The 826-nt window shown below is 69.7% G+C and carries 1 protein-coding gene; it reads right to left on the bottom strand.

Annotated features, from left to right (window positions below):
- Positions 1-826, bottom strand: an 826-nt coding sequence (locus A9W96_RS02875) for an HNH endonuclease signature motif containing protein (protein ID WP_067137839.1), incomplete at both ends; no start/stop codon positions are given.

The raw sequence follows: 826 nt of genomic DNA, 5'->3' as shown, positions 1-826 counted from the left end.
TGGGGTTGGAAGGGTGTGTACCACCACCAGTCGGCGCGTTCGCCGATCGGTCCCGGACACGGCGCCACCGCAGGTGGGGGCCCGGTGGGTGGGCGCGCCAGCGATCCCGCGCTGAGCACTTGGCCTTCGTCGTCGCGGACCACGAGTGCGTGTGCGGGCCCGCTGATGGTGATGACACCCCGATGGTGTGACCGGTGATGGTAAGGACAGACCAGCACCAGGTTGGCCAACTCGGTGGGGCCGCCGTCTTCCCAGTGCCGCAGGTGATGGGCGTGCAGACCACGGGTGGCACCACAACCCGGCACCACACAGGTGCGGTCGCGATACTCCAGCGCGCGGCGCAGCCGCCGGTTGATCACCCGCGTGGCCCGCCCGGCACCGATGACCTCGCCGCGGCGTTCGAACCAGACCTCACCGGTGGCATCACAAGTGAGATAGCGGCGGTCGGCATCGGTAAGCAGTCGACCCAGATGCAGCGCCGCGGTGGGTTTTTCCACGTCGAGGTGCACCACCACGGTGGTGTGCTGCCCGTGCGGGCGCCGCGCCGCCTCGACATCCCAGCCGGTCTGCACCAGGCGCATGAACGCCTCGACCGTGCCCGGCATCGGGGGCCGCTGATCACCCGCGCCGATGGCCTGATCGTGTTTCCACTCGGCGATCAGCGCCTCACGATGCGACGCCAACGCCGCGTCGAACTTCGCCGCATCGGGGTGCGGAAGGGTGATCCGGTAACAGCTGCCCTGCTCGTCGGAGGTCTTAGTGATCGAGGCCAACGGCCCCCGCCACTCCGGCCGGGGCTCGGGGTCGGGCCGCGGTTCCAGCTTGA

The organism is Mycobacterium sp. 1245852.3 (genome assembly GCF_001669335.1).
Lineage (GTDB): Bacteria > Actinomycetota > Actinomycetes > Mycobacteriales > Mycobacteriaceae > Mycobacterium > Mycobacterium europaeum_A.
Note: the sequence above shows the minus strand (reverse complement) of the source record. Positions and strands in the feature narration are given on the sequence as shown.